This window comes from Mesorhizobium australicum (assembly GCF_900177325.1).
In the GTDB taxonomy this organism is placed as follows: domain Bacteria; phylum Pseudomonadota; class Alphaproteobacteria; order Rhizobiales; family Rhizobiaceae; genus Mesorhizobium_A; species Mesorhizobium_A australicum_A.
In genome coordinates, this window is the sequence record NZ_FXBL01000004.1 from 5,213,696 (window position 1) to 5,231,821 (window position 18,126).

At 67.2% G+C, this 18,126-nt stretch carries 19 protein-coding genes; 8 read left to right on the top strand and 11 right to left on the bottom strand.

Annotation, left to right across the window (positions count from 1 at the left end; translation table 11 throughout):
- Nucleotides 1-139: 139 nt before the first annotated feature.
- From B9Z03_RS28125 to B9Z03_RS28135, 3 genes are all read left to right on the top strand, one after another.
- The gene (locus tag B9Z03_RS28125; RefSeq protein WP_085467271.1) at nt 140-352 is read left to right on the top strand and encodes a lipoprotein; all 213 of its coding nucleotides are present in this window, start codon (nt 140-142) and stop codon (nt 350-352) included.
- A 22-nt stretch (nt 353-374) separates the two neighbouring features.
- Nucleotides 375-1,640 (top strand): diaminopimelate decarboxylase, encoded by a 1,266-nt coding sequence (lysA, locus tag B9Z03_RS28130; RefSeq protein ID WP_085467272.1) that lies wholly within the window; start codon nt 375-377, stop codon nt 1,638-1,640.
- 121 nt (nt 1,641-1,761) lie between these two features.
- Nucleotides 1,762-4,332, top strand: coding sequence for a TIGR02302 family protein (locus B9Z03_RS28135; RefSeq protein ID WP_085467273.1), 2,571 nt, complete (start codon nt 1,762-1,764; stop codon nt 4,330-4,332).
- Between the two features lie 194 nt (nt 4,333-4,526).
- On the opposite strand, the gene B9Z03_RS28140 is transcribed toward B9Z03_RS28135, so the two are convergent.
- Genes B9Z03_RS28140 through B9Z03_RS28150 form a run of 3 tightly spaced genes read right to left on the bottom strand, consistent with a single transcriptional unit; the run spans nt 4,527 to nt 6,087 of the window.
- A complete protein-coding gene (locus tag B9Z03_RS28140; protein ID WP_085467274.1) occupies nt 4,527-4,901 on the bottom strand; it encodes a response regulator in 375 nt (124 codons plus the stop codon).
- Nucleotides 4,901-5,443, bottom strand: a complete 543-nt coding sequence (hpt, locus tag B9Z03_RS28145; protein ID WP_085467275.1) for a hypoxanthine phosphoribosyltransferase — start codon at nt 5,441-5,443, stop codon at nt 4,901-4,903. The genes B9Z03_RS28140 and hpt overlap by 1 nt, the downstream gene beginning before the upstream one ends.
- Nucleotides 5,443-6,087, bottom strand: a complete 645-nt coding sequence (locus B9Z03_RS28150) for a hypothetical protein (protein ID WP_085467276.1) — start codon at nt 6,085-6,087, stop codon at nt 5,443-5,445. Before B9Z03_RS28150 ends, hpt begins: the two co-directional genes overlap by 1 nt.
- A 174-nt stretch (nt 6,088-6,261) precedes the next feature.
- Here B9Z03_RS28150 and ftsE point away from each other — a divergent pair, with 174 nt between their 5' ends.
- The 4 genes from ftsE to B9Z03_RS28170 all read left to right on the top strand — a co-directional run bounded on the left by ftsE (nt 6,262) and on the right by B9Z03_RS28170 (nt 9,523).
- Nucleotides 6,262-6,921 carry a cell division ATP-binding protein FtsE gene (ftsE, locus tag B9Z03_RS28155; RefSeq protein ID WP_085467902.1) on the top strand — a complete coding sequence of 220 codons (660 nt, stop codon included), beginning with the start codon at nt 6,262-6,264 and terminating at the stop codon, nt 6,919-6,921.
- Entirely contained in the window at nt 6,914-7,885 is a 972-nt protein-coding gene (locus B9Z03_RS28160) for a cell division protein FtsX (protein ID WP_085467277.1), read from the top strand. The genes ftsE and B9Z03_RS28160 overlap by 8 nt, the downstream gene beginning before the upstream one ends.
- A 74-nt stretch (nt 7,886-7,959) precedes the next feature.
- The gene (locus B9Z03_RS28165; RefSeq protein WP_085467278.1) at nt 7,960-8,658 is read left to right on the top strand and encodes a YdcF family protein; all 699 of its coding nucleotides are present in this window, start codon (nt 7,960-7,962) and stop codon (nt 8,656-8,658) included.
- 64 nt (nt 8,659-8,722) lie between these two features.
- Nucleotides 8,723-9,523 (top strand): lysophospholipid acyltransferase family protein, encoded by an 801-nt coding sequence (locus tag B9Z03_RS28170; protein ID WP_085467279.1) that lies wholly within the window; start codon nt 8,723-8,725, stop codon nt 9,521-9,523.
- On the opposite strand, the gene B9Z03_RS28175 is transcribed toward B9Z03_RS28170, so the two are convergent.
- Complete coding sequence (locus B9Z03_RS28175; protein ID WP_085467280.1) at nt 9,514-10,041, bottom strand: gamma-glutamylcyclotransferase; 528 nt, start codon at nt 10,039-10,041, stop codon at nt 9,514-9,516. The genes B9Z03_RS28170 and B9Z03_RS28175 overlap by 10 nt on opposite strands.
- A 66-nt stretch (nt 10,042-10,107) precedes the next feature.
- Here B9Z03_RS28175 and B9Z03_RS28180 point away from each other — a divergent pair, with 66 nt between their 5' ends.
- A complete protein-coding gene (locus B9Z03_RS28180) occupies nt 10,108-11,106 on the top strand; it encodes a DUF2125 domain-containing protein (protein ID WP_085467281.1) in 999 nt (332 codons plus the stop codon).
- A gap of 4 nt (nt 11,107-11,110) precedes the next feature.
- Here the strand turns inward: B9Z03_RS28180 and B9Z03_RS28185 are convergent, their stop codons facing one another.
- The 7 genes from B9Z03_RS28185 to B9Z03_RS28215 form a co-directional block, all read right to left on the bottom strand.
- The gene (locus B9Z03_RS28185) at nt 11,111-11,635 is read right to left on the bottom strand and encodes a superoxide dismutase family protein (RefSeq protein ID WP_085467282.1); all 525 of its coding nucleotides are present in this window, start codon (nt 11,633-11,635) and stop codon (nt 11,111-11,113) included.
- A gap of 73 nt (nt 11,636-11,708) precedes the next feature.
- A complete protein-coding gene (lepB, locus tag B9Z03_RS28190; protein WP_176247664.1) occupies nt 11,709-12,677 on the bottom strand; it encodes a signal peptidase I in 969 nt (322 codons plus the stop codon).
- A 65-nt stretch (nt 12,678-12,742) separates the two neighbouring features.
- Nucleotides 12,743-13,141, bottom strand: a complete 399-nt coding sequence (locus B9Z03_RS28195; RefSeq protein WP_085467284.1) for a F0F1 ATP synthase subunit epsilon — start codon at nt 13,139-13,141, stop codon at nt 12,743-12,745.
- Nucleotides 13,142-13,265: 124 nt separating this feature from the next.
- Entirely contained in the window at nt 13,266-14,858 is a 1,593-nt protein-coding gene (atpD, locus tag B9Z03_RS28200; protein WP_085467285.1) for a F0F1 ATP synthase subunit beta, read from the bottom strand.
- 52 nt (nt 14,859-14,910) lie between these two features.
- Nucleotides 14,911-15,792, bottom strand: a complete 882-nt coding sequence (locus B9Z03_RS28205; RefSeq protein WP_085467286.1) for a F0F1 ATP synthase subunit gamma — start codon at nt 15,790-15,792, stop codon at nt 14,911-14,913.
- A 33-nt stretch (nt 15,793-15,825) separates the two neighbouring features.
- Nucleotides 15,826-17,355 (bottom strand): F0F1 ATP synthase subunit alpha, encoded by a 1,530-nt coding sequence (gene atpA, locus B9Z03_RS28210; protein WP_085467287.1) that lies wholly within the window; start codon nt 17,353-17,355, stop codon nt 15,826-15,828.
- Nucleotides 17,355-17,915, bottom strand: coding sequence for a F0F1 ATP synthase subunit delta (locus tag B9Z03_RS28215; RefSeq protein WP_085467288.1), 561 nt, complete (start codon nt 17,913-17,915; stop codon nt 17,355-17,357). The genes atpA and B9Z03_RS28215 overlap by 1 nt, the downstream gene beginning before the upstream one ends.
- Nucleotides 17,916-18,126: the final 211 nt, after the last annotated feature.

Consider the following 18,126-nt stretch of genomic DNA (forward strand, 5'->3'; position numbering starts at 1 on the left):
GGGAGGAGGCTCGGGCCGAGCCGAATCGGATGATAGGCGAATTGCCGCCGGCATGAAACATCGACGGCATGCGCACATGAGGGTGCAATTAACTGCAATCTCGGTTATGAGCATTTCACATCTCGTTCGGACCCGCTCCATGACCACATCCCGCCTGATCTTCTCCACGGTGCTGATCCTCGCCGTCGTCGGCGTGTCGGCCTGCGGCCGTCGCGCGCCGCTCGACCGGCCGATCGACGTGCAGTACGAGCAGGAGAAGGAAGCGGCGCGGAAGGCGGGCCGCCCGGCGCCGCAGAAACCGTCGACCGACGTGCCCGAGCGGCCGTTCATCCTCGACGGCCTGATCGACTGACCCTTTCGCCGGGACCATTTCCGTGAATCATTTCGAGTATCGCGACGGCGTCCTCCACGCCGAAGACGTGCCTCTGCCCGAGATCGCGGCAGCCGTCGGCACGCCGTTCTACTGCTATTCCACCGCCACGCTGACCCGGCACTTCCGCGTCTTCAGCCAGGCTTTTTCCGGCCTCGACGCGCTGGTCTGCTACGCCATGAAGGCCAACTCCAACCAGGCGGTGCTGAAGACGCTGGCAAAGCTCGGCTCCGGCGCCGACGTCGTCTCCGAGGGCGAGCTGCGCCGCGCGCTGGCCGCCGGCATCCCGGCCTCGAAGATCATGTTCTCCGGCGTCGGCAAGACCGCGCGCGAAATGGACTTTGCCCTTTCCGCCGGCATCCACTGCTTCAACGTCGAATCCGAGCCGGAGCTGGAGCTGCTCTCGGCGCGCGCCGTGGCGGCCGGCAAGGTGGCGCCCGTCTCGGTGCGCATCAATCCGGACGTCGACGCCAAGACGCATCGCAAGATCGCCACCGGCAAGGCCGAGAACAAGTTCGGCATTCCGTGGCAGCGCGCCCGCAAGGTCTACGCCCGCGTCCGCGATCTGCCCGGCGTGCGCGCGGTCGGCATCGACATGCATATCGGCTCGCAGATCACCGAGCTGAAGCCCTTCGACGACGCCTTCGCGCTGCTGGCCGAGCTCGTCGGCACGCTCCGAAACGACGGCCACGACATCGCCCATGTCGATCTCGGCGGCGGGCTGGGCGTGCCCTACCGCTTCGACAACGACCCGCCGCCGCTGCCCGACGCCTATGCCGACATTGTGCGCAAGCACGTGACGAAGCTCGGCGTGAAGGTGATCTTCGAGCCCGGCCGGCTGATCGTCGCCAATGCCGGCATCCTCGTCTCCGAGGTCATCTACCTCAAGGAAGGCGACGCGAAGAACTTCCTCATCGTCGACGCGGCGATGAACGACCTGATCCGCCCGACGCTCTACGACGCCTACCACGACATCCGCCCGGTGGTGGAGCAGCCCGCCGACGCGCCGCGGCTCACCGTCGATGTCGTCGGCCCGGTCTGCGAGACGGGCGATTATCTCGGCCACGACCGCAACCTGCCGCGCCTTGAGGCTGGAGATCTGATCGCGGTCGGCACCGCCGGCGCCTATGGCGCGGTGCAGGCCGGCACCTACAACACCCGCCTGCTCGTGCCGGAAGTGCTGGTCGACGGCGACCGGTTCCACATCGTGCGCCCGCGCCGCACCTACGAGGATCTGATCGGGCTGGACAGCCTGCCGGACTGGCTCTGACCCCCGGAAGGCGGCGCATTCACGTTTTGGTGGGCTGCCTCGCCTTTGCCGCGTTTGCTGTTATCCTCATACATGAGTCCGCGCGGCTGATGCGCCGGGCTTCCTGGAGATGAAGCGGCCGATGGCGGGCATCAAGGCGCAGGACGACCAACCCGAAGCGAATGCCGGCATGCTCGGCCGCCTCGCCCGCACGCGCATGTGGACGACGGCGTCGATGGCGCTCGAGCGCTTCTGGCCGCTCGTCCTGCCGCTCCTCGTCGTCGCCAGCCTTTTCCTGAGCCTGTCCTGGTTCGGCGTCTTCCGCCTGATGCCGGACTGGCTGCGGATCGGCACGCTGTCCGTCTTCGGCCTCGCCGCGCTGGCCGCCCTCTATCCGCTGCGCTTCTTCCGCTGGCCGGAGCGCGCTTCGGTCGACCGCCGCATCGAGCGCGCTAACGAACTGGAGCACACGCCCGTCCTGGTCCAGGCCGACAGGCTGACCGGCTCGTCCGACGGCTTCGCCGAGGCGCTGTGGCGCGAGCACCAGAAGCGCATGGCCGCCAAGCTCGGCCACCTGTCGAGCGACCTGCCGCGCACCGGCGTGCCTGAGCGCGACCCGTGGGGCCTGCGCACCGTCGCGCTGCTTCTCCTGGTGACGGCCTTCGCCTTCTCGGCCGGCCCCTTCGGCGGCCGGATCTCGGATGCGTTCCATGCCGCGCCCGGCGCGCCGCCGGTCCCGCCGCGCATCGACGCCTGGGTGACGCCGCCGCCCTATACCGGCAAGCCGCCGATCTTCCTCACCGCCGACGCCAACCGCCAGACCGACCTCTTCGAGGCGTCGGAAGGAAGCGACCTCACCTTGCGGGTGACCGGCGGCAGCGGCGAGGAAACCTTGACCTATTCGCCGCTCGACGGCGACACGCTCGACATCGCGCCGCAGGGCGAGACTACCGCGCCGCCGGCGCAGCGGGCCGGCGTGCGGCAGTTCGCCAGCAAGCTGACGACGGACGGCCTGCTGATGCTGAAGTCCGGCGACACCGAGATCGGCAGCTGGGCGTTCCAGATCAAGCCGGACACCGCGCCGGCCATCTCCTTCATCGGCGAGCCCAAGCGGGCGCTGAACGGCACGCTGGAGCTCGCCTACCAGATCCAGGACGATTATGGCGCCGTCTCCGGCAAGGCCGGCTTCGAGATGCTGGAGCCTCAGGCCCCCAACGCCCGGCCGCTCTACGGCGAGCCGGAGATGCCGCTCGCTCTGCCCCGCAAGGGCGCGAAGGACGGTGCCGCCAAGACATCCCGCGACCTCACCGAACATGTCTGGGCGGGCGTCCCGGTGCGGGTGAAGCTCACCGCCACCGACGCCTCCGGACAGGTCGCCATCAGCGAGGAGAAGGAGTTCCGCATGCCGGAGCGCCCCTTCACCAACCCGCTCGCCCGCGCTCTGGTGGAGCAGCGGCGGATGCTTGCGCTCGACGCCAACCGCAGGGACCGCGTGCTCGACCTGATGGAAGGCGTGATGCTGCGCCCGGACGAGACGATCCCCAACCCGTCCCACTGGCTCGCCCTGAACAGCGTCTTTTCCCGCCTGAAGCAGGCGAGGACCGACGACGACCTGCGCGGTGTCGCCGACTATCTCTGGCAGATCGCGCTTGCGGTCGAGGACGGCGACCTGTCGGCCGCCGAACGCCGGCTGCGCCAGGCGCAGGAAGCGCTGAAGAACGCGCTGGAGAACAATGCCAGCGACGAGGAGATCGAGAAGCTGATGAACGAGCTGCGCGCGGCGATGCAGGACTTCCTGCGCGAATTCGCCGAGCGCGCCCAGCGCGACCCGAACATGGCGCAGCAGATGCCGCAGAACGGCCAGGAGCTGCGCCAGAGCGACCTCGAGAAGCTGATGGACCAGATCGAGGAGCTGGCCAAGTCGGGCGCGAAGGATCAGGCGCGCGATCTCCTCTCGCAGCTGCAGGACATGATGAACAACCTGCAGGCCGGCCGCCAGCAGAGGCAGCAGCAGGGCCAGCAGAGCGAGATGCGCCAGCAGATGGACAAGCTCGGCGAGCTGATGCGGCGCCAGCAGGAAATGATGAACGAGACCCACCGCCTCGACCAGATGCAGCGCGGCCAGCGCCAGCGCGGCCAGGACCGCGGCGAGCAGCAGGGTCAGGAAGGCCAGCAGGGCGAGCAGCAGCAGGGCCAGGGCGGCCAGATGTCGCCCGAGGAACTGGCCGAGGCGTTGCGACAGATGCAGCAGGGTCAGGGCCAGCTGCGCGGCGATCTCGGCGAGATCCTGAAGGGCCTCGAAGGCATGGGCATCCAGCCCGGCGAGGGCTTCGGCGAGGCCGGCGAGGCGATGGACGGCGCCGGCCAGGCGCTTGGCGACGCGCAGGGCGAGCAGGCCGTGGGCGAACAGGGCCGCGCCCTGGAGGCGCTGCGCAAGGGCGCGCAGGACATGATGCAGCAAATGCAGCAGGCCATGCAGGGCGAGCAGGGCGGCAGCGAGGAAGGCGGCCGCCAGCAGAGTTCGGACCGCGACCCGCTCGGCCGCCCGCGCGCCACCACCGGCCCGGATTTCGGCGACACGGTGAAGGTGCCCGACGAGATCGACGTCCAGCGCGCCCGCGAGATCCTCGACGCCATCCGCAAGCGCCTGGGCAACGCGCTCAGCCCCGAGATCGAGCGCGACTACCTCGAGCGCCTGCTGCAGATGCGGTAGTCTACCCCGTCATTCCGGGGCCGCGCAGCGGAACCCGGAATCCAGAGCACCGACTCGGGAGGCCGCGCATCGTCTTTCGCGATCGAGGCAGCCGGCAGAGTTCGGATCTATTCACGAACGCCGGCGATCAAGATCACCGGCTGGCGCTCACGACTGCTTGAGACTGGCCCATCCAAGCCTCGTGCAGCTTTCGATCACGCCCTGACGCGCGCCAGGTTCTTCGCCACCACGTCACGGATCGAGGCGAGCGTGAACGGCTTGAGCAGCACGTCCACCACCACGCCTTCCAGCTCCGCCGCGCGCTCGCGCTGGTCGGCGTAGCCGGTGACCAGCATGATCTTGATGTCGGGGAAGCGCGCCGCGGCCTTATGCGACATCTCGATCCCGTCCAGGATCGGCATGCGGATGTCCGACACGACGAGATCGTAGTCGCCGCCCGCCTGGACGATCCGCGCTAGCCCCTCCTCGCCGTCGCAGGCGACGTCGACCTGGTGGCCTTCGCGCTGCAGGGCGCGTGCCGCGAGCTGGCGCACCGATTCGTCGTCTTCCACCACCAGAAGCCGCGCCATCAGGCGTCTCCCTTGACGATGCCCACGAAGGGCAGCTCGCGGAAGGCATGCGCCACGTCCATGCCGTAGCCCACCACGAAATGGTCGGGGCAGTCGAAGCCGACATAGTCCGCGTCGAGTTCGATCTGCCGCCGCATCCGCTTGTCCAGTAGCACGGCGATCGAACAGCTCTTCGCGCCGCGGTCGAGCATCAGCTTGCTGGCGAAGGCGAGTGTCTTGCCCGATTCGAGGATGTCGTCGATCAGAAGCACGTCGCGGCCCGACACGTCGTTGTCGATGTCGCGCAGCACGCGCACCTCACCGCTGGTGGTGCCGGCGCCATAGCTGGAGATGAAGATGAACTCCACCTCGGGCGCCAGGCCGACATCGTGCATGGCGCGGATCAGGTCGGCCGCGAAGATGAAGGAGCCCTTGAGGACGGAGATGACCAGCAGGTCGTGATATTCGTGCGCCGCGATGTCCTTGGCGAGCTCCAGGTTGCGCCGGGCGATCGCCGATGCGCTGAACAGGACCTCGATCTCCTTGCCGCGAACGATTGGCATCAGTTCAGTCCTTCCTTGTCGAGCGTCACGGTCACCGAGCGCACGCCCGCTTCCGGCGCGTCGAGGCGGCTGGAGAAGCGCCGCGATTCGCCCGACGCCATCCGGCCGGCGCCGGTGGTCAACCTGTAACGCGTGACCAGCCCGTCCTGCGCGGTCACGTTGATCATGAGGTCAGGCGAAACGACGCCGTCGACCGCTGTATTGCGCACTTCGCCGTCGATGAACAGACGCGGGCCCGTCGCGGTGTCGGCGACGCGCGAGGTGAGGCCGGCGATCCGGACCGTCTCCGCCTCGCCGCGCATCAACGGCAGGTGGCGCGACAGCGTGTGCCCGCCGGACATCCAGAAGGCGGCGGCCGCCGCGACCAGGCCGGTGGCCCAGAACCCGATGCCGGCCCGGCGCGAGCCGTTCGCCTGCGCGGCCTTCGCCGTAAGCACATCCATGCCGGCGGGCGGCTGGACCGGACGGACGGTTGGAATGTCGGGCGCTGCGAATGCCGAAACGGCGGCGGGACCGCGCGGGATGGTGACGAACTCGGCGTCCACCACGTCCGGGCTAGCCACGGTCTGGGTCTGCGCATCCCGATGCGCATCGCCAGCCATGATTTCGCCGGAGAGCGGCGGCATGTTCGCGGTGTCGCCCATTCGGCGCGGCCATCCTCTTCGGTTTGCCTGTCCCGGACCTTCGTCCGGCGTAGCGCGAAATGGTTAATGCTTCGCAACCATTCGCATTCCGGGGCGGGAATTTAACCCCGCATTAACCATGCGGGACGAATGGTCGAAGCGGTTGCTTCGCCGCAGTTTGTCCGGGAACGAGCCTTGATCCGTTTCGAGAATGTCGGCCTGCGCTATGGAATGGGACCGGAGATCCTCCGCGACATCACGTTCCATATCCCGCCGAAGTCGTTCCAGTTCCTCAGCGGCCCCTCCGGCGCGGGGAAGACCACCCTGCTGCGCCTGCTGTTCATGTCGCTGAAGCCGACGCGCGGGCTGATTACCGTGTTCGGCAAGGACCGCGCCGGCATCGCCCAGCGCGACCTGCCGGCGCTGCGCCGGCGCATCGGCATCGTCTTCCAGGATTTCCGCCTGCTCGACCACATGACGACCTACGAGAACGTCGCTCTGCCGCTGCGCGTGCGCGGCAAGGAGGAGATGTCCTACCGGGGCGACGTGATCGAACTGCTCAAATGGGTCGGGCTCGGCGAGCGCATGCATGTGCTGCCGCCCGTGCTCTCTGGCGGCGAGAAGCAGCGCGCCGCGATCGCGCGCGCGCTGATCGAGCAGCCCGAAATGCTGCTCGCCGACGAGCCGACCGGCAATGTCGACCCGCCGCTCGCCCGCCGCCTGCTGCGCCTCTTCATCGAGCTCAATCGCTCCGGCACCGCCGTCGTCATCGCCACCCACGACCTGGCGTTGATGGACCAGGTCGACGCCCGCCGCATGATCCTCGCCAACGGACGGCTGGACATCCATGACTGATCCCGTCGCCGTGAAGGTCGCCCCGGCCAGGCCGGAAGCCGCGCCGCGCAGGATGCAGCCGATCGTGCCGGCCGGCACCGTCGCCGGCAACGCGCTGGTGCTGGTCATCGCGATCATGACCTTCCTGTCCTGCCTGACGCTCGGCGCCGTCACGCTGGTGCGCGACACGGCCTCGATGTGGCAGAGCCAGATCTCGCGGGAGGCGACGATCCAGATCAAGCCGGCCGACGGGCTGGACATGGAGGCCGCGCTCGTGACCGTGCAGGAGATCGTCGGCGCATTCCCTGGCGTGCGGGAGGCCCGCATCGTCGATCGCGCCGCGACCGCCCGGCTTCTGTCGCCCTGGCTCGGCGAGGGGCTCGACCTCGACGAGCTGCCGGTGCCGCGGCTGGTGATCGTGACCATCGACGAGAGCGCGCCGCCGGATTTCGCCGCGATCCGCGCCGCGCTCGCCCAGGAGGTGCCCGCCGCCAAGCTGGACGACCACCGCACCTGGATCGACCGGCTCATCTCGATGGCGCGCACCACCGTCGCCATCGGCATCGCGACGCTGGGGCTGATCCTCGCCGCGACCGTGCTGACCGTCGTCTTCGCCACGCGCGGTGCCATGGCCGGCAACGGCCAGATCATCGAGGTGCTGCATTTCGTCGGCGCGGAGGCGAGTTTCATCGCCAGCGAGTTCCGCCGCCATTTCCTGCTGATCGGCGCTAAGGGCGCGGCCGCCGGCGGGCTGGTGGCAATCCTCGTCTTCATCGTCTTCGGCTGGTGGTCCTCCCGCAACATGGCGACGCCCGAGGCAGACCAGGCCGCCGCCCTGTTCGGCAATTTCGCCATCGGCCTCGCCGGCTATCTCGGCGTCGCCGTCATCGTCGGGCTGGTCGCGGTGCTGACGGCCGCCACTTCCCATGTGACGGTCGTGTCCTACCTGCACGACATAGACGTGCCCGGACGGAGCGAGATGTGACGATATCCGTTTCACCGCATACCGCCGGTTCCGGCTGTTCAAACACGGCTTTCGGGATTAACCATGGAAGCGCAATGAAGGGGCATTTCGAACAGGGCCCGCACGCCGCCATCGTGACGAAGAGCACGCGGCGTGGCCCATGGTTTTTTGTGCGCTGGCTCGCGGCCGGCACGTTTGGCTTGTGCCTGCTGTTCCTGGTCGGCTTTGCCGCCTTCGCCAGCCATATCGGCCGCCTCGCGGCCCCCAGCGACGTGCGCGCCGCCGACGCGATCATCGTCGTGACGGGCGGCCAGTCGCGCATCGACGCCGCGGTTGACCTGCTGCGCAGCGGCAAGGGCAAGCGGCTGCTGATCAGCGGCGTCAACCCGATGGCGAAGCGCGAGGACCTGCGCGCTGCCACCGGCGGCGATCGCGGCCTGTTCGCCTGCTGCGTCGACATCGACCATGCCGCGCTCGACACGATCGGCAACGCCGAGGAAAGCGCCAAATGGGTGCGCGGCCATGCCTATGACAGCGTCATCCTCGTCACCAACAACTATCACATACCGCGCACCATGCTGGAAATGCGCCGGCTGCTCGACCACGAGGACCTCCAGCCCTATCCGGTGGTGAACACCCGCCTCGACGGCGGCGAATGGCTGACCAAGCCTAGGGCAATACGCGTCCTGTTCACCGAATACACCAAATACCTCGCCGCCCTGGCGCGTGGCGCCTTCCCCGCCCCCGCCACGCATGGCGACGTCGAGGTGGTCAACGCGCGAACCGCGAACTGAGCCCGCATCATTGCGTTTTCCGCCGGCTGGTGTAACCACGGCCGGGTTCTTCCGGGCAGGCCAAATGACCGTCATCCGCTCCGTCGTGTTCAACGTCGCGTTCTACCTGAACCTGATCGTCCAGATGATCGTGTGGACGCCGATCTACTTCCTGTCGCCGCGAAAGTTCGCCTGGTTCGTGCCGCGCTTCTGGTCGCGCTCCAGCCTGTGGCTGCAACGCTGGCTCGCCGGCACGAAGTCGCACATCACCGGGATGGAGAACCTGCCCGAAGGCCCGTTCATCCTCGCGCCGAAGCACCAGTCCTTCTGGGATACGATCGCCTTCTATCCCTATCTTGAGGACCCGCTCTATATCCTCAAGCGCGAGCTGACCTGGATTCCCTTCTTCGGCTGGTACATCCAGAAGATGCGGATGATCCCGGTCGACCGCGGCAAGCGCTCGGTCGCGCTCAAGGCGGTCATCGCCGCGACAAACAAAGAAATGGCGCGCAACCCGCGCCAGCTCATCATCTATCCGGAAGGGACCCGCCGGCCGCCCGGCGACGTGCCGGACTACAAGCACGGCATCGTCGAGCTCTATGCCGGGCTGAACCTGCCCGTCGTGCCCGTGGCGCACATGGCCGGCCTCTACTGGCCGAGGCGCAAGTTCCTGCGCCATCCCGGCACCATCGTCGCCCGTTTCCTGCCGCCGATCCCGGCCGGCCTGTCGAAGACCGAGTTCCGCCGCCGGCTGATCAGCGAGACCGAGGCCGCCTGCGACGCGATCCTGGTCGAGACCGCGACCGGCCCGAACCCGCCGCCCATGCCGCCCACAGCGCAGCGCCGGCTGCAGGAGCTCGGCATCGCCCTTCCCGCTCAGGGCTGAGGCGGGACCAGCTTCTCCGCCACGCCGTCCAGCCAGTGGTCGCGGATGCCGAGCGCCTTGAGGTGCGCGACGGTGTTGAGCACATATTCCTCGTTGGCCCCCGACACACCGACCGCGCCCGACACGCGCCGCGCCGCCTCGTCCACCTCCAGCGCGCCGGCATACTGCTCGTGTCCGCGATCGACGACATAGGTCAGCGCCGGCACCGTACCGCCGCCGTCGAGCCGCACCGGCAGCAGCCGCTCCAGATAGACCAGCGTCACCAGCTCGCGCGCGCGCAGATAGCCGACCACCTCGTCCCGCAGGTCGCCGGGCACCCGGAAGGCGAGCCCGAGGCAGGAGCCGCCGCGGTCGAGCCCCAGCACGAGGCCGGGCCGTTCCGGCGTGCCCCGATGGACATGCGAGGTGACGCAGAGCGCGCGGCGATAGCCGTGCAGCCGCGCCCGCTGCGTCTCCACATGCGCGAAGCCGGGCCTCCACATCAGCGACCCGTAGCCAAACACCCAAAAATCGCCCATATCGCCTGACCGGATCGTTTGACGGCGCACGACCGCCTTGGACGACCGAGTTAGGAATCCAGCCCGATGACGTCAAGCGAACAGAACGCCAAACGGACCGCCGCCGCGCAGCGCGGCATGAGCCGGCGCTTCGCCTGGTTCGCCTTTGCCATCGTCGCGGCGATCGGCATCTACACGGCCGGCTGGTTCTACGCCGCCCGGCGCCTCGAGACGGCGGTGGCGCAGGCGATCGGCGACGCGCGCGGCAGCGGGGCTGAGGCCGACTGCACCAAGGCGCAGGCGCGCGGCTATCCCTTCCGCATCGGCCTGTTCTGCGACGGCATCGCCTATTCCGACCGCCGCTCCGGCATCGCGGTTTCGGGCACGGGACTGCGCAGTGCGGCGCAGATCTACCAGCCGGCGCGAATCGTCGGCGAGCTCGACCGGATTTCGATCGATCTCGCCCGCGCAAGGCTGGCGCTCGACCTGTCCGACATCCGCTATTCGACCCACTTTGCACGTCCCCTGCCCGAGATCCTCTCGGTCGCCGGCACCGGCCTATCGGCGGCGGAGATCGCCGGCAGCAAGCTTGCAGCGGCATCGCAGGCGGAATTCCACATGCGTCCGCGCGGCGCCGACATCGACCTCGCCGGAACCGTCTCCGCGCTCCGTCTCGAGCCCTCGGCGGATATTCCCCCCAACCTGCCGCCTATCGACGGCGAGTGGGACGTCACGCTCAGCGACGGCGTCGCCCGCCTGCGCCAAGGTTCGGACAGCCTGCGCGGCGTGGCGGGAGAAATCCGCGCCCTGACGGCGCGCTCCGGCACGGCGGGCATCGGCCTCAGCGGGCCGGTCGCCGTCGGTCAGGACGGCCTCGTCGACGCGGATCTGACGGTCGCGATCACCGATCCCGCGGCCCTCGTGGCGATCCTGCGCAAGGCGTTTCCCGCCATGCGCCCGCAGCTCGGCCAGGCCGAGGTTCTGCTCACCGCGATGGGCGACAGCCCGCGCCTGCCGCTCTCCATCTCGAAGGGCGAGATGCGCATGGGCTTCTTCTCGATCGGCCGCATCCCGCCGCTCGACTGACGCGTCAGGACGGCTGCTCGACCACGCCGCAGGCGACCCGGTTGCCGGCATGGCCGGCGGGGTCGCTCGCATAGTCGTCGGGCTCGGCATGCAGGATCACCGCCGAGCCGTCGCTGTCGAGCAGCGGATTGGCGCCGCCTTCGCCGAGCGAAAGTTGCGTGGCGAAGAACTCGACCTTCAGCACGCCGTTTCCGCCGACATGGACGTTCGGCAAGTCGCCGGGATGCGGCCCGTTCGCATTGTTGATCCCGTGCTCCTTGCCGCCGGCATAGTGCCCGCCCGCGCTTTTGAAGCCGCCCGCCGCATCACACGCGCCTGTCTCGTGGATGTGCAGCCCGTGCGACCCGGGCGCGAGGTTGGTCATCTCGACGACGATATGCAGCACGCCGGATTTGGTCTGCGTGAAGGTGACCGTGCCGTTGTCCGCGCCATCGGCTCCCGCCATCCTCGCCGTGGCCGACGCCTCCTGCGCATGGACCGGGGCACACATCAGGGTGGCTGCCGCCGCGGCGAATAGAATCCGTGTCATGGGTTGCTCCTTCCGATTGTCTCGGGGGCAACGGTCGGGCGACGGGATGGTTCGATTGGCCGAAAAAGGGAGTTCAGTCCGCTTTCATCAGATCGTCGCTGCGCTCGGCAAACGGCAGTCCGAACGAGTTCCAGTAGATGCGTTCGACGCGACCGATCAGATTCTCCGCCGGGACGGTGCCCCAGACCCTGCTGTCTGCAGAATTGTCGCGATTGTCGCCGAGGACGAAGTAGGATCCGGCGTCGACGGTGAACGCGCGGGTATCATCCAGGATGCCGTCTTCGCGCTCATCGAGTGTTTGATAGGAAACACCGTTCGGAAGCCGCTCGCGATAGACCATCACCGGGCGCTTGTTGCCGGAGAGTGCCTCGTCCGTCAGCTCACCCACTCGTTCGCGATCGACAGGCACCCCGTCCACATGCACGACGCCGGCAACCATCTGAATCCGCTCGCCCGGCAACCCGATCACACGCTTCACGTAGTCGAGCGACGTGTCTTTGGGATACTTGAAGACGATGAGATCGCCGCGGCGAGGTTGCCTTTCAAACACTCTCCCGACGATGGGCAGAGTGAGTGGCGCCATGCTGTATCGCCCGTATCCATAAGGCCATTTGGAGGCGGCGACGTAATCGCCGGCGACGATGTTTGGCGTCATCGATCCGGACGGTGTCGAGAACGGTTGATAGATCAGTGCACGCGCTGACAATCCCACAAGAACGAATGCTGCGAAGAAAATCAGCACTGCGGGAACGACCATCCAGCCGCTCGAATACCATCGCGGAGTTTGCGGCCCGAGCGAGATTGCCATCACGCCGACAGCTGCGAAGATCCCAATTGCGAGGAACAGCCAATCGAGGTGGGCTTCACAGTTCCGAACGAGATCGGAATCGAGCGAGATCGCCCCACTGAAGACAGCGACATACGCTCCAAGCGGAATGGCGATGAAAGCGGACAGAAATCCGACCGCGAGCCGGCCGCGCCCGATCCAGAGAAGGCCGGCAAAGGGGGTGAAGAAGTAGCTGATGATGGCCGTCGACAGCAATCCGCGACGGCGAAGCGTGGGTTCAGACGAAACCGGTGAAGGTCCGCCTGACGCCATCGCCGTCCCTACACCGCGTCGTGCAGCGTGGCGAGGTGGTTGAGGAATTCCTCGGCCTTGGTGCGATCCTCGTCGGTCTTGGCGTCGGCGAGGTCGTCCTTGGCGTCCTGGATGCGGCTCGCGAGGTCGGCCTTGTTGAGGTCGCTGACCGCGACCGCGGATTCGGCCAAAAGCGTGCAGCCTTCCGGCAGGATGTCGGCGAAACCGCCGAACACCACGTAGCGCTGCTCCGCGCCCGACACCGGCTTCACGGTGACGACACCCGGCTTCACCGTCGCCATGACCGGCGAGTGGTTCGCCATCACGGTCATCTCACCCTCGGTGCCGGGGATGACGACGGACTCGACGGTTTCCGACACCAGGAGGCGCTCGGGCGAGACCAGTTCGAACTTGTAAGCTTCAGCCATGTCGATGGGGGAATAGGGGAGTGGGGCAATAGGGCAGTAGGAAACTCGCTTCCCTGTACCTAATGCCGATTTCCCTATACCGCTCTCCCTACTGCCTTATTGCCCTATTGCCTTACTGCCCTGCTCAGGCAGCTTCCGCCGCCAGCTTCTGCGCCTTGGCGATGGCCATCTCGATCGAGCCGACCATGTAGAAGGCCGCTTCCGGCAGGTGGTCGTATTCGCCGTTCACGAGGCCCTTGAAGGAGCGGATCGTGTCTTCCAGCGGCACGAGCTGGCCCGGCGCACCGGTGAACACCTCGGCGACGAAGAACGGCTGCGACAGGAAGCGCTCGATCTTGCGGGCGCGGGCGACGGTGAGCTTGTCCTCTTCCGACAGCTCGTCCATGCCCAGGATCGCGATGATGTCCTGCAGCGACTTGTAGCGCTGCAGCGTCTGCTGCACCTGGCGGGCGATCTGGTAGTGCTCCTCGCCGACGACCTGCGGGTCGAGCATGCGCGAGGTGGAGTCCAGCGGGTCCACCGCCGGGTAGATGCCCTTTTCCGAGATCGCGCGCGACAGCACGGTCGTGGCGTCGAGGTGGGCGAACGAGGTCGCCGGCGCCGGGTCGGTCAGGTCGTCGGCCGGCACGTAGATGGCCTGCACCGAGGTGATCGAGCCCTTGGTCGTGGTGGTGATACGCTCCTGCATCTGGCCCATGTCGGTGGCCAGCGTCGGCTGGTAGCCCACGGCCGAAGGAATACGGCCGAGAAGCGCCGACACTTCCGAGCCCGCCTGGGTGAAGCGGAAGATGTTGTCGACGAAGAACAGAACGTCCTGGCCCTGGTCGCGGAAGTTCTCGGCGATGGTGAGGCCGGTCAGCGCGACGCGGGCGCGCGCTCCCGGCGGCTCGTTCATCTGGCCGAACACCAGCGCGCACTTCGAGCCTTCGGTCGTGCCGTGCTCGTGCGGATCCTTGTTCACGCCCGACTCGATCATCTCGTGATAGAGGTCGTTGCCCTCGCGGGTGCGCTCGCCGACGCCGGCGAACACGGAGTAGCCGCCGTGCGCCTTCGCGACGTTGTTGATGAGCTCCTGGATCAGCACCGTCTTGCCGACGCCGGCGCCGCCGAACAGGCCGATCTTGCCGCCGCGGGCGTAGGGGGCGAGCAGGTCGATGACCTTGATGCCGGTGACGAGGATCTGCGCTTCCGTCGACTGCTCGACATAGGCCGGCGCTTCCTGGTGGATGGCGCGCTTGGCCTTGGTCTTGACCGGGCCGGCTTCGTCCACCGGCTCGCCGATGACGTTCATGATGCGGCCGAGCGTCTCGTCGCCGACCGGAACCATGATCGGGGAGCCGGTGTCGGCGACCGGCTGGCCACGCACGAGGCCTTCGGTGGAGTCCATCGCGATGGTGCGCACGGTGTTCTCGCCGAGGTGCTGCGCGACCTCGAGGACGAGGCGGTTGCCGCCATTGTCGGTCTCGAGCGCGTTCAGGATCGGCGGCAGAGTGCCCTCGAAGGACACGTCGACGACGGCGCCGATGACCTGGGCGATCTTGCCGGTGGCCTTGCCGCCGGACATCACGCCGCCGGACGAGGTGACCGCAGCGATCGAGGAAGCCGCCTTCGGAGCGGCCTTTGTTGCGGCCTTCGGGGCTGCCGCCTTGGGAGCGGCGGCTGCCTTTGCCGGAGCCTTGGCGGCTGCGGGAGCCTTCGGAGTTGCGGCCTTTGCCATCGTGACGACCCTCTTTCCTGTTTCCGTTGCGAGCGACCCTTGAGGTCCGCTGCTAGAGCGCCTCGGCGCCCGAAATGATTTCGATCAGTTCCTTGGTGATGTTCGCCTGACGCTGGCGGTTGTAGCTGATCGTCAGTCGATTGATCATGTCACCGGCGTTGCGCGTGGCGCTGTCCATCGCGCTCATCTTGGCGCCCATCTCGCCGGCTGCGTTTTCCAGCAGCGCGCGGAAGATCTGCACCTTGATGTTGCGCGGGATGAGGTCCGCGAGGATCTCGCCCGGCTCCGGCTCGTATTCGTAGACAGCCGAGTTGGCGTCGGCCTTGGCATCCGCCGCTGCGGGAGCCGCGGCCGGGATGATCTGCTGCGCGGTCGGGATCTGGCTGATCACCGACTTGAATTCGGAATAGAACAGCGTGCAGACGTCGAAGGCGCCCTGGTTGAACAGGCCGATCACCTTCTTGGCGATCATGTCGGCATGGATGAAGCCGACCTGCTTGGCGTCGCGCAGCTCGATGCGGTCAATGATCAGCGAGGCGAAGTCGCGGCGAAGGATGTCGTTGCCCTTCTTGCCGACGGTGATGATCTTCACCGTCTTGCCGGCCGCCTGGAGCCTGCGGATGTGGTCGCGGGCGAGGCGGGCGATCTGGCTGTTGAAGCCGCCGCACAGGCCGCGCTCGGCGGTGGCGACGACGAGCAGGTGCGTGTCGTCCTTGCCCGTTCCGGTCATCAGCGCCGGCGCATCGCCGCCCGACACGGCGCCGGCGATGTTGGCCAGCACCGCGCCCATGCGCTGCGAATAGGGACGCGCGGCTTCCGCCGCCTCCTGCGCACGACGCAGCTTCGCCGCGGCGACCATCTGCATCGCCTTGGTGATCTTCTGCGTCGCCTTGACGGAGGCGATCCGGTTTCTAAGGTCTTTCAGTGACGGCATGCCGCGCTACCCAGCCCTGCTTGCTTTACCGGTTCAGGCGAAGGTCTTGGCGAACGCGTCAATGCCCGCCTTGAGCTTTTCCTTGGTCGAGTCCGAAATCTGCTTCTCGGTGCGGATCGCGTCGAGGACGGCCTTGCCCTCGGTGCGCATGTAGCCGAGCAGGCCCTGCTCGAACTTGCCGACCTGGTTGAGCGTCAGCTTGTCGAGATAGCCGTTCACGCCGGCGAAGATCACGACCACCTGCTCTTCCGTCTTCAGCGGCGAGAACTGCGGCTGCTTCAAGAGCTCCGTCAGGCGCGCGCCGCGGTTGAGCAGGCGCTGCGTGGCGGCGTCGAGGTCGGAGCCGAACTGCGCGAAGGCGGCCATCTCGCGATACTGGGCGAGCTCGCCCTTGATCGAGCCTGCGACCTGCTTCATCGCCTTGATCTGCGCCGACGAGCCGACGCGCGACACGGAGAGGCCGACGTTCACCGCCGGGCGGATGCCCTGGAAGAACAGGTTGGTCTCGAGGAAGATCTGGCCGTCGGTGATCGAGATCACGTTGGTCGGGATGTAGGCCGACACGTCGTTGGCCTGCGTCTCGATGACCGGCAGCGCGGTCAGCGAGCCGGCGCCGTTGTCGTCGTTCATCTTCGCGGCGCGCTCGAGCAGGCGCGAGTGGAGGAAGAACACGTCGCCCGGATAGGCTTCGCGACCCGGCGGGCGGCGCAGCAGCAGCGACATCTGGCGGTAGGCGACGGCCTGCTTCGACAGGTCGTCATAGGCGATCACGGCATGCTTGCCGTTGTCGCGGAAATATTCGCCGATGGCGCAGCCGGCGAACGGCGCGATGAACTGCATCGGGGCGGCGTCGGAAGCGGTCGCCGCGATGACGACCGAATATTCCAGCGCGCCGCGCTCTTCGAGCACCTTCACGAACTGCGCGACGGTCGAGCGCTTCTGGCCCACCGCGACGTAGACGCAGTAGAGCTTGGCCTTCTCGTCGTCGCCGGCGTTCAGCGGCTTCTGGTTGAGGAAGGTATCCAGGATGATGGCGGTCTTGCCGGTCTGGCGGTCGCCGATGACCAGCTCGCGCTGGCCGCGGCCGATCGGGATCAGGGCGTCGATGGCCTTGAGGCCGGTCGACATCGGCTCGTGCACCGACTTGCGCGGAATGATGCCGGGCGCCTTGACGTCGACGCGGCGGCGCTCGACGGCCTCGATCGGGCCCTTGCCGTCGATCGGGTTGCCCAGCGCATCGACCACGCGGCCGAGCAGGCCGGGACCGACCGGCACGTCCACGATCGCGCCGGTGCGCTTGACGGTGTCGCCTTCCTTGATGTCGCGGTCGTTGCCGAAGATGACGACGCCGACATTGTCGGTCTCGAGGTTCAGCGCCATGCCGCGGATGCCGCCGGGGAACTCGACCATCTCGCCGGCCTGGACGTTGTCCAGACCGTAGACGCGGGCGATGCCGTCACCGACGGACAGAACCTGACCGACCTCGGAAACCTCGGCTTCCTTGCCGAAATTCTTGATCTGGTCCTTGAGAATTGCGGAAATTTCCGCGGCGCGGATGTCCATCAGCCGACCTCTTTAAGTGCGAGCTTGAGCGAATTGAGTTTGGTGCGGAGCGACGTGTCGATCTGGCGCGAGCCGATCTTGACGATCATTCCGCCGAGAAGCGAAGGATCGACGGTCACCGCGATGGCGACGTCCTTGCCGGCGACCGACTTCAGCGCCGTCTTGAGTTCCGTCTGCTGGGCGGCTGTCAGCGCGTGCGCCGAAGTCACTTCGGCGGAGACCTGGCCGCGGCTCTCGGCGGCGATCTCGCGGAAGGAGCGGATCATCGCCGGCACGGCGAACAGGCGGCGGTTCCGCGCCACGACCTTCAGGAAGTTGCCGGTCAGCGCGGAGAGGCCGGCCTTCTTCACGATCGCCGAAATGGCGTTGAACTGCTCGTCGGAGGAGAAGACCGGGCTTTCGACCAGGCGCTTCAGGTCGGCGCTCTCGGAGAGCATCTTCTCGAACCCGTCGAGATCCTTTTCCACAGTCGCGACGGCCTTCGCGTCGGCGGCGAGCTCGAACAGGGAGCCCGCATATCTTTCCGCGACGCCGGAGATGGTCGAACCAGACTTAGCCACAGATCGTCTTTTCTCTAGCCTGAGCGGCGCAAGGATTTTCCGCTGGAGTGTGACACTCTGGCTAAATCATTGGCCTTGTTGATTTTTTCAACCCGGAAGCGTGGCCTTGCCGCATCCCCCGGCCAAAAGTCGATTGCCGTCTAGCACAGGCTTTCCGGAGTCGCAACACGCCGGGAGGCACGGTTTTGCGGCAGTTTTGTCGCAGACCCAC

Coding starts and splice junctions, on each gene's coding strand:
- B9Z03_RS28140 (WP_085467274.1), bottom strand. CDS start 4,901: ATGGCGCGGCTTCTGGTGGTGGAAGACGACGAATCGGTGCGCCAGCTC.
- B9Z03_RS28170 (WP_085467279.1), top strand. CDS start 8,723: ATGACCGTCATCCGCTCCGTCGTGTTCAACGTCGCGTTCTACCTGAAC.
- B9Z03_RS28175 (WP_085467280.1), bottom strand. CDS start 10,041: ATGGGCGATTTTTGGGTGTTTGGCTACGGGTCGCTGATGTGGAGGCCC.
- B9Z03_RS28180 (WP_085467281.1), top strand. CDS start 10,108: ATGACGTCAAGCGAACAGAACGCCAAACGGACCGCCGCCGCGCAGCGC.
- B9Z03_RS28165 (WP_085467278.1), top strand. CDS start 7,960: ATGAAGGGGCATTTCGAACAGGGCCCGCACGCCGCCATCGTGACGAAG.
- B9Z03_RS28150 (WP_085467276.1), bottom strand. CDS start 6,087: ATGGGCGACACCGCGAACATGCCGCCGCTCTCCGGCGAAATCATGGCT.
- B9Z03_RS28125 (WP_085467271.1), top strand. CDS start 140: ATGACCACATCCCGCCTGATCTTCTCCACGGTGCTGATCCTCGCCGTC.
- atpD (WP_085467285.1), bottom strand. CDS start 14,858: ATGGCAAAGGCCGCAACTCCGAAGGCTCCCGCAGCCGCCAAGGCTCCG.
- hpt (WP_085467275.1), bottom strand. CDS start 5,443: ATGCCAATCGTTCGCGGCAAGGAGATCGAGGTCCTGTTCAGCGCATCG.
- B9Z03_RS28135 (WP_085467273.1), top strand. CDS start 1,762: ATGGCGGGCATCAAGGCGCAGGACGACCAACCCGAAGCGAATGCCGGC.
- B9Z03_RS28160 (WP_085467277.1), top strand. CDS start 6,914: ATGACTGATCCCGTCGCCGTGAAGGTCGCCCCGGCCAGGCCGGAAGCC.
- atpA (WP_085467287.1), bottom strand. CDS start 17,355: ATGGACATCCGCGCCGCGGAAATTTCCGCAATTCTCAAGGACCAGATC.
- B9Z03_RS28185 (WP_085467282.1), bottom strand. CDS start 11,635: ATGACACGGATTCTATTCGCCGCGGCGGCAGCCACCCTGATGTGTGCC.
- B9Z03_RS28195 (WP_085467284.1), bottom strand. CDS start 13,141: ATGGCTGAAGCTTACAAGTTCGAACTGGTCTCGCCCGAGCGCCTCCTG.
- B9Z03_RS28205 (WP_085467286.1), bottom strand. CDS start 15,792: ATGCCGTCACTGAAAGACCTTAGAAACCGGATCGCCTCCGTCAAGGCG.